We start from the raw sequence: 8,363 nt of genomic DNA, 5'->3' as shown, positions 1-8,363 counted from the left end.
TTATCAGTTATCAGTTATCAGTTATCAGTTATCAGTTATCAGTTATCAGTTATCAGTTATCAGTTATCAGTTATCAGTTATCAGTTATCAGTTATCAGTTATCAGTTATCAGGTTTGAGTTTTCAGTTAGTAGTTTTCCGTTAGTAGTTATCAGTTAGTAGTTATCAGGTTTGAGTTTTCAGTTAGTAGTTTTCCGTTAGTAGTTATCAGTTAGTAGTTATCAGTTATCAGGTTTGAGTTTTCAGTTAGTAGTATCAAGTGGCAAGTTCGGAGCTTTCTTTTCACTGATTACTGGTTACTGATTACTGATTACTGACTAGGGATTGCTACTTTTGCCACCTTAGACACAGGGGAAAAGATAAGCGCACCAAAACCGTTAAAGAAACGATTAAAGGTTCTTCGGTTTGTGCTATGCAATGTCCTTCTCTATAAGGGATGAAACCCTTATAGAGAAGGACATTTAGCGATTTTTGTCAATTGTTTTCGATCTAGAACGAACTAATCAATAGAACTCTTGCCAGATAAGGATTTAGTCGATTTATGCCACCCTATTGAACCATACCAAGTAACGAAGAACCCGATTAAAACGGCTTAAAAAAGCACAGAAAAACCTTTCTAGAAAACAGAAAGAAAGTAAACGACGGGAAAAAACAAGAAAACGAGTAGCTAAAATCCACGCAAAGATTAAAGACACTCGGACTGATTTCTTGCATAAACTATCCACTCGAATTTTCGTGAAAATCAAACGATAGTTTTAGAGTATTTAAACACATCGGGAATGGTTAAAAATCGTAAACTATCCCGTGCTATATCAGACTTAGGCTGGCGTTCTTTTCGAGATATGCTATCAGCAAAGTCTGATAAATATGGGCGTAATTTTCGGATAATTTCCCGATGGTAGCCAACGTCTCAGCGATGTTCCTGTTGTGGGAATATTGGCGGGAAAAAGGCGTTAAATGTTCGTGACTGGGAATGTCTTTTGTCTTTTGTCTTTGGGAGCATCTCACCTTTGTAACCCCTAAATCAGGTTTTTATGTCAAGCTATTTTGAAAGCCTTGCTAGAAACCAGTTTTATGGATAAGTATAATTACTCACTTGCATAAATGAGATGCTCCCATGTCTTTTCTGTGGGACTTTTCATGATCGAGACATCAACGCCGCAGTAAATATCAAGGTCGCCGGAGGACATACGTTCGACTTTAAACGGACGGGTCGGAAAGCGTAAGACTACCGCTAAGGTAGCAGCATCCCGGGTCGCGTCAACCCCATTGACGCGACCATTCTAAAAAGGTGGCGTGGTGAGGAATCACCGTCCGTTTACGGCGGTGAGGATGTCAAGGTTACTTTAATGTTAGAATCAAATTACTTCTTTTAGGTTTTGCTATGCGTGCGATTGAAACCACTGGTATCCTCAATACCCAAGGGCAAATTCAACTTGATCATCCTATTCCCCAAGAAAAAGATCGGTTTGTGCGCGTCATTCTTTTGATGTCGGAGGATGAACTGAACGAAAAAAACTGGCTAGATGCCGTTGCCCATAACCCTAGCTTTGCTTTTCTGCAAGATCCCGAAGAAGATATTTATACCCTTAACGATGGACAACCTGTAACTAATGAAGGGTAAAATTGTATTAATTCAATTTCCCTTCGACGATTTATCTTCGAGTAAAGTTCGTCCTGCTTATTGCCTAACCAATCAAATTGGAGGCTATCAACACATTATCTTTGCCCTAATTACCAGTCGTATTCCAGAAAATCCCCTTCATACAGATATTATTCTGAGACCAGAAAATCCAGATTTTATGATCAGTGGTCTTCGCAAATCGTCAACCATCAGACTTGATCATTTAGTAACACTTCGCTCTTCACTGATTCAGCGTGAACTAGGCTCATTATCATTAAAAAACCAAACCTTAATTGTAGATATTTTGTCCGATATTCTACGTTCTTAAAAAAAATACGATCACTGATTTCTTCGGGGGCATTATTTAACGCAGTTTTTGGCTTGAAATTACGATAAATTTATCTGCTTTATACGTTACGCTATGCTAACCCATTCTACCGTTACTGCTACAATTGGCTCCAAAGACCACTATAACCAACTAAAACCATGACTCAAGCCACTTTTGCAGAAATACTAGAAGCAACTGAACAACTTCCCCGAAAAGATCAAGAACAACTTATTCACATTTTAAAAAAGTGAAAGACATTGACGAGGCTCAACAATACCTCAACAACTAATGGAAGGGATTCCGGCAAGATTAAAATAAATTAAGGTCATCTGGCCGCAGTCAGTTTTAACCGACTGAAAATATTACTTGGTTTGAGGAGCTTTTCAAATTGACAGACGAGCGCGTTTATTGGTTAGCATGGTCAAGTATTGCTGGAGTTGGGCCAATTTCCCTGAAGCGACTCTATCAGCATTTTGGCAGTGTCGCTGTGGCCTGGAATGCCTCCGATTCTGCGATCGCAGAAGTGGCGGGATTTGGCAAAAAGTTAATGGTAGCGGTACGGGAAGGGCGATCACAAATTGACCCAGAAGCTCTTTTCGCCGAACATATCCAGAAAAACCCCCTTTTTTGGACTCCTAGCGACCCAGAATATCCCCGCTTTCTCTGGGAAATTCCCAGTCCTCCCCCCTTACTTTACTATCAAGGAAAGGTCAATTTAGAGGAAAATCAGGGAAATATCCCCACCGTCGCCATTGTGGGTACTCGTAACCCCACGGATCACGGCAGGCGCTGGGCGCGGCGCTTAAGTACCCTTTTGGCCCAACAGGGATTTACTATTGTTTCTGGCATGGCCGAAGGAATTGATGGAGAGGCACACCAAAGCTGTTTAAAAGCAGGGGGAAGGACGATTGCCGTCTTGGGAACGGGGGTCGATGTGGTTTATCCTAGTCGTCATCGGCAGCTACACGCGGACATCCAAAAGCAGGGTTTAGTCATTAGTGAACATCCTGCGGCAACTCAACCGAATAAAGCCCATTTTCCCAGTCGTAATCGCATTATCGCCGGTTTAAGTCGCGCGACGATTGTTATCGAGGCCCCCGAAAGGTCAGGCTCCCTGATCACGGCCAGTTATGCTAACGAATTTGGCGGCGATATCTATGCTTTACCCAATTCTCCCGATATTGCTGCCGCTAGGGGTTGTTTACAACTGATTCATCAGGGGGCAGAAATTATCGTTTCTGAGGAGAAATTATTAGAAATGTTGGGGGCAATTCCCACCACGAACCAATCCGCACCGGTTAATCTCTCCCCTTCACTCCCTCTAGAGACATCCCCGGTCGTTAATCCTGCTCCTCCAGTCAATCTAGAACCTAGACTAGCACAAGTGTATCAGTTATTTGACAGAGATGCCCTGTTGTTTGACATTATTGTTCAAAAAATGCAAATCCCCACCTCAGAAGTGGCGGGGATCTTATTGGAATTAGAATTAATGGGTTTAGTGACTCAGTTACCCGGTATGCGTTACCAGAAAACCTAGTCAACTCCTCTACAGGTGTTTATCTATGGTGTTAGCTAAAGTGGTTTTCGGTACAGCCCCGACCACCATATCAACTTTTTGACCTTCTTTGAAGATCATCAGAGTAGGAATACTGCGAATCCCGTACTGACTAGCGATATTGGGGTTTTCGTCGGTGTTGAGTTTCACCACCTTGACTTTCCCTATGAACATTTCGGCAATTTCTTCGACAACGGGAGCCACCATTCGACAGGGGCCGCACCAAGGAGCCCAGAAGTCTACTAGGACAGGGGCGGCACTATCTAAAACTTCGACTTTAAAGTTGGCATCTGTAACTGCAGGAACCTCTGACATACTTAAGAAATCCTCTAGTAATCACGGTTATCTAGAATACGCAAAAATTCCATTCTAGAGATTCGTGGTGCGATGTTGACATTCCACTGGTGAAAAGGACGAGAACTAGCTCTAAATCCACTGTAGAGGCCTTAACTTGCATCAGAGGTAGCTTCTTGGATTAATTTCACAAGGGGTATTCTTCTATTTTATAACCCTAGAGGCTCTATTTTGACTTTTTTTTGATAAAGTTTTGTAATATTGCCCGAATCAGGGAGGGGTGATGGCAGCCAGATCAAATTTTCTTGAAGAAAAACCCGAAAAGTCAGCGATTTTATCTAGGCTTAACCTGAGTTTGATTATGATCAGCACAAGCCACCTCCTAATTGAGCTTTTTTATGAAAATTCTGGTCTTAAATGCGGGATCGAGCAGTCAAAAAAGTTGTTTGTACGATTTAGAGTTTCTCCCCGGCCATCCTCCGCAACCAATTTGGCAAGCGGGGATCGATTGGACGGTTAACCCTGATTACGCGGTTTTAACGGTAAAAGCTCAGGGAATTAAACAGGAAATTAATCTTTCTAGTCAGGATCGTCCGGCGGGTATCGCTCGGATGTTAGATACCTTAGTCACTGGCGAAACTAAGGTAGTAGCCAACCTCGCCGACATTAGTATAGTCGGTCATCGAGTTGTCCATGGTGGCACGGAATATTCCCAGGCTACCATCATCACTCCCCAAGTCAAAGAAACGATTAAAAAGCTGATTCCCCTTGCTCCTAGCCATAATCCCGCTCATTTAGAAGGAATTGAGGCGATCGAGCAAGTTTTGGGCGATGTTCCTCAAGTAGCAGTGTTTGACACCGCTTTTCATCGTTCTATCCCTCCCGAGTCTTCTCTTTATCCCATTCCCTACCAATGGAGTGAACTGGGAATCCGTCGCTATGGTTTCCATGGCACCAGTCATCAGTACTGCTCGCAACGGGCCGCCGAATTGTTGGGAAAACCCCTAGAATCGTTGAAAATGGTGATCTGTCATCTGGGAAATGGTGCTTCCCTATCGGCAGTCAAGGGGGGTAAAAGTATTGATACCACCATGGGATTTACTCCCCTAGAGGGATTGATGATGGGAACCCGCAGCGGTTCGATCGATCCAGGGATTCTGATTTATCTAGAGCGAGAATATCAATACAATCCCGATAGTTTAAATAGCTTACTCAATAAAGAATCCGGTTTAAAGGGAATTTCGGGTATTTCTGGGGATATGCGGGCAATTACCACGGCGATGGCCGAAGGCAACGAGAGGGCAAAATTAGCATTTGAGATGTATATTCATCGTCTGAAAAGTTTAATCGGATCGATGATCGCTTCTCTAGAGGGGTTAGATGTCTTGGTATTTACGGCAGGAATCGGCGAAAATTCAGCTTTAGTACGGGAAAAAGCCAGTCAAGGCTGGTCTTTTTTGGGTTTAGAGTTAGATTTGGCTAAAAATGCCGCCCATCCCCGGGATGCGGATATCGCCAGTGACACATCTAAAGTGCGAGTGATGGTAATTGCTACGGCGGAAGATTGGGCGATCGCGCGAGAATGCTGGCATTTATATCAATAGACCTTACCTTTGGCTATTCTCTTTTGGCTGTTCCGTTGCGGGAATCTCCATAATCGGATGGTTAAGAGCAATCATCAAATGGTCTCCCTCTTGGCTAATACTGCTCGGACTGCTCGCTATTTGGGAGAGGGGATCATTGCGTTCGGAGACGAAGTAGGAACCAACAGCGATCGCCATAGCGGTGAAAATTGCGCCACCATAAACATAATATTGCCGACGACGCTGACCATCGACTTTTCTGAACACCTGTTCTGCCAATCGGTCGCTGGCCATAGTAACCGGTACGGGAATTTGCTTTAAATTAGTTTGTAATCCCAAGAGCTGCCGATAGAGTTTTTTAGCGGCAGCATCATGGTCTAACCAATGCTGAACTAGCTTCCGTTCCTCTACCGTTACTTCGTTATCAATATAGGCGCTAATTAAATCGAAACGATGAGCTTCTTCGTTATCCTCATCTAAGAACAAAATATCCTCGGTTGCGGAGTTGGAATCGCTGTCATCGTGATGTAACAAAGACTTGATCCATTGAACGTCTTCGGGTTGATAATTATTCATGGTTGACCTCGACCAGAAGCGATCGGTATACAATCACTTTTTACCAGCACGGAGCTAGTTAAATTTAACGACTCCTCATTTCGACCGTTAGTGCCGAATCACCACAATTTTATTTAGCCTTCCGTAAAATAGGGCTGTAAAACAGATTGTAATTTAGCGCGAGCGCGAGCAATGCGGGATTTAACAGTTCCTAAAGAAACTCCCGTGATCTCGGCAATTTCTTCGTAGGCCATGCCTTCAATTTCTCGCAGAATAATAGTTGTCCGAAAAGCTTCTGGTAAATCAGCGATCGCAGCCTGTAATTGATCGTAGAATTCGTGGGTGGTGAGATGTTCATCGGGACTGGGGTAATCGGACTCGATATCCCAATCGATTTCGCCATCTTCCACGCGCCGGGGAGCATCGAGGGAAATGGGGTGATTAACCCGCTTGCGTTTCCGCAATTCGTCGTAAAAAAGATTAGTGGCAATGCGACTTAACCAACCGCGGAACTTGAGGGGTTCATGGAGACGGTTAATATTGCGATAGACGCGAATCCAGACCTCTTGAGCCAAATCAGCGCGATCTTGCCAATCGGGAGCCAAATGATAGAGTAATTTATCAATATGAGCTTGATAGCGCCGCAGCAGTTCCGCAAAAGCTGCTCGATCGGGCTGGCACCCTTCCTGACAGCGTGCAATTAGATCGTAGTTGGAGAGTTTGTCAGGGGACACGGGGTTTTGAGACTTGTTGGCCTCAAGTGACCAAGATGCTGGAATCGATTGACTCATGGGATTTCCTCTAAGGATATAAACTCCTCACTCAGAGCTTGAGGACGGGAGAATTCAGTAAAGGTTCCCGAAAATAAATAATTTTTTTCCCATATTTTGATTCTAACCGATCGGGGCATTCATCTGGGGGAGCAAGTGGGGTGTCGGGTGTGGGGTGTATTTTCAGTGAACAGTGAACAGTAAACAGTAATCAGTGAACTAAAAACTCACATCTGATCACTGATTACGGATAACTGATACAAGCCTGTCTCCTGACGGCTCTGTAAGTTAGGTTTTTTCCTTAGCGAGAATAAAGACGCTGCCCTCGCTGCCGCGGCCGATGCGGAGATCTTCATCGAGATAGGTGATATCGAGCCAACCTGTTTGTTGGCGATTATTGAAAGAAAAATCGAGGGGAGGAAATTTTTTGCCACTCTCGATCGCTTCGATAAATTCTTGGGGAGAATGATAATTGAGAAGACGTTGCAGACCGAGGATCGAGCGCTCAAATTTGACCATTACCCGACGCTCGGATGTGGGTTCAAAGGTAGCGGAGACGATTACTGCCCCTTCTAGCCAAGGTACGCCGATAATTTCGGCGATATTGTAGAGTTTGGCCTTGTTCAGGTCGAGATATTGATAAATTTGCCCTAATTGAAAAAAAGGTAGGCGATCTATTCCCAGAATGTTGCGGCTGCTGGTGAATAGCAAACGCCAATTGCCCCCTAATAGTTGTTTAACTTCGAGGGGATGGGGATGGGGATTGTGATCCTCCAATTGTTCGATCGCCGCTAAAATCCGCACGCGGTCGCTTTCTGTCGCCAGGAGTCCGCGATTTCTACCAGCGATCAATTCTAATAATTTCGCTTTGGCATCCATAGAATCTCCCTTATTTATAAACTGCCTCGACCCGCTAGGTACTCGATCGAGGTTTTTGGTGGTCCCAAGAGGTTCACTTGCGCTGATGATTTCAGCGTTTCAACGGAGTTTTAACCTCGGTGAGCGGCATTTTCAACTGTTGACTTGATTATTTTAACACAGATTAAATGCCGCAGTTTTAAAATTTTTTCATAACCGTAATTAAGTGATCGAAATAGGGAGTAATTGCGTTTTTTTCTGAGTCGCTAAAATACTCTAAACTGTATTGTTTTAAGGCTTCTAACCCCGAAATCATTGCCCCTAATGGTACTGCAATTCTTGGTAAAGAAGACGCATATTTTCCAATCCCTCGGCACTGGTGTAGGGAATCTGTTGTCCGGCGATACCGTAGGTAATACAGCTTGACACTCCCCGCTCTAAAGAGACGGGGATTCTTGGTTCACAGAGATTACTTGCGAAAGACAGAATTGCTTCTGAAAAAGTAGAGGTATTCTCTCCCCAAGCGTTTATTGGGTCTAGCCCAAAGGTTCCGGTATGCCCTACCGTACTTAGTCCCCTTTTAAGGATGTTGATTGCGGCGTTTTCATCCCGCTCCAAAACACATCCACACTTGCATTGATGGGTTCTAGTCGATAAAGATTTTTTGACAGTTTCACCACAGTTTGAACAGTTTTGGCTTGTATAATTCGGTGAGACAGCAATCGTTATCTTGCCGAATTTAACCCCAAAATACTCTATCCATTCCCGAAACTGATACCAGGCCGCATCATTTATCG

The 8,363-nt window shown here is 43.9% G+C and carries 8 protein-coding genes and 3 pseudogenes; 5 read left to right on the top strand and 6 right to left on the bottom strand.

Going from position 1 to position 8,363, the window contains the following annotated elements; genetic code table 11:
* Positions 1-572: 572 nt before the first annotated feature.
* The 4 genes and pseudogenes from IM322_RS21730 to dprA all read left to right on the top strand — a co-directional run.
* Positions 573-1,015: pseudogene (locus IM322_RS21730) on the top strand (RNA-guided endonuclease InsQ/TnpB family protein); the annotation flags it as partial.
* Between the two features lie 368 nt (positions 1,016-1,383).
* Positions 1,384-1,623, top strand: a complete 240-nt coding sequence (locus IM322_RS21720; protein WP_287676584.1) for a hypothetical protein — start codon at positions 1,384-1,386, stop codon at positions 1,621-1,623.
* The gene (locus tag IM322_RS21715) at positions 1,613-1,951 is read left to right on the top strand and encodes a type II toxin-antitoxin system PemK/MazF family toxin (protein ID WP_287676582.1); all 339 of its coding nucleotides are present in this window, start codon (positions 1,613-1,615) and stop codon (positions 1,949-1,951) included. Before IM322_RS21720 ends, IM322_RS21715 begins: the two co-directional genes overlap by 11 nt.
* 388 nt (positions 1,952-2,339) lie before the next feature.
* Positions 2,340-3,488 carry a DNA-processing protein DprA gene (dprA, locus tag IM322_RS21710; RefSeq protein ID WP_287676579.1) on the top strand — a complete coding sequence of 383 codons (1,149 nt, stop codon included), beginning with the start codon at positions 2,340-2,342 and terminating at the stop codon, positions 3,486-3,488.
* A 9-nt stretch (positions 3,489-3,497) separates the two neighbouring features.
* On the opposite strand, the gene trxA is transcribed toward dprA, so the two are convergent.
* Positions 3,498-3,821 carry a thioredoxin gene (gene trxA / locus IM322_RS21705; RefSeq protein WP_287676577.1) on the bottom strand — a complete coding sequence of 108 codons (324 nt, stop codon included), beginning with the start codon at positions 3,819-3,821 and terminating at the stop codon, positions 3,498-3,500.
* Positions 3,822-4,198: 377 nt separating this feature from the next.
* On the opposite strand from trxA, the gene IM322_RS21700 reads away from it, so the two are divergent.
* The gene (locus IM322_RS21700) at positions 4,199-5,404 is read left to right on the top strand and encodes an acetate kinase (RefSeq protein WP_287676575.1); all 1,206 of its coding nucleotides are present in this window, start codon (positions 4,199-4,201) and stop codon (positions 5,402-5,404) included.
* A 3-nt stretch (positions 5,405-5,407) separates the two neighbouring features.
* On the opposite strand, the gene IM322_RS21695 is transcribed toward IM322_RS21700, so the two are convergent.
* From IM322_RS21695 to IM322_RS21675, 5 genes and pseudogenes are all read right to left on the bottom strand, one after another.
* The gene (locus tag IM322_RS21695) at positions 5,408-5,959 is read right to left on the bottom strand and encodes an anti-sigma factor family protein (RefSeq protein WP_287676573.1); all 552 of its coding nucleotides are present in this window, start codon (positions 5,957-5,959) and stop codon (positions 5,408-5,410) included.
* A gap of 113 nt (positions 5,960-6,072) precedes the next feature.
* A complete protein-coding gene (locus IM322_RS21690; RefSeq protein WP_287676571.1) occupies positions 6,073-6,729 on the bottom strand; it encodes a sigma-70 family RNA polymerase sigma factor in 657 nt (218 codons plus the stop codon).
* Positions 6,730-6,996: 267 nt separating this feature from the next.
* Entirely contained in the window at positions 6,997-7,587 is a 591-nt protein-coding gene (locus IM322_RS21685; RefSeq protein WP_287676569.1) for a PAP/fibrillin family protein, read from the bottom strand.
* Positions 7,588-7,765: 178 nt separating this feature from the next.
* Positions 7,766-7,986, bottom strand: a pseudogene (locus IM322_RS23600) (bilin-binding protein); the annotation flags it as partial.
* Between the two features lie 17 nt (positions 7,987-8,003).
* A pseudogene (locus tag IM322_RS21675) lies at positions 8,004-8,363 on the bottom strand (RNA-guided endonuclease InsQ/TnpB family protein); the annotation flags it as partial.

Source organism: Microcystis sp. M109S1, assembly GCF_020247025.1.
GTDB lineage: Bacteria > Cyanobacteriota > Cyanobacteriia > Cyanobacteriales > Microcystaceae > Microcystis.
The sequence above is the reverse complement of the archived record's forward strand: the minus strand, read 5'-3'. Positions and strand labels throughout refer to the sequence as shown.

Excerpts from the sequence above, each read along its gene's own strand:
- IM322_RS21685 (WP_287676569.1), bottom strand. The coding sequence starts at position 7,587 with ATGGATGCCAAAGCGAAATTATTAGAATTGATCGCTGGTAGAAATCGC.
- trxA (WP_287676577.1), bottom strand. The coding sequence starts at position 3,821 with ATGTCAGAGGTTCCTGCAGTTACAGATGCCAACTTTAAAGTCGAAGTT.
- IM322_RS21720 (WP_287676584.1), top strand. The coding sequence starts at position 1,384 with ATGCGTGCGATTGAAACCACTGGTATCCTCAATACCCAAGGGCAAATT.
- IM322_RS21700 (WP_287676575.1), top strand. The coding sequence starts at position 4,199 with ATGAAAATTCTGGTCTTAAATGCGGGATCGAGCAGTCAAAAAAGTTGT.
- IM322_RS21690 (WP_287676571.1), bottom strand. The coding sequence starts at position 6,729 with ATGAGTCAATCGATTCCAGCATCTTGGTCACTTGAGGCCAACAAGTCT.
- IM322_RS21715 (WP_287676582.1), top strand. The coding sequence starts at position 1,613 with ATGAAGGGTAAAATTGTATTAATTCAATTTCCCTTCGACGATTTATCT.
- IM322_RS21695 (WP_287676573.1), bottom strand. The coding sequence starts at position 5,959 with ATGAATAATTATCAACCCGAAGACGTTCAATGGATCAAGTCTTTGTTA.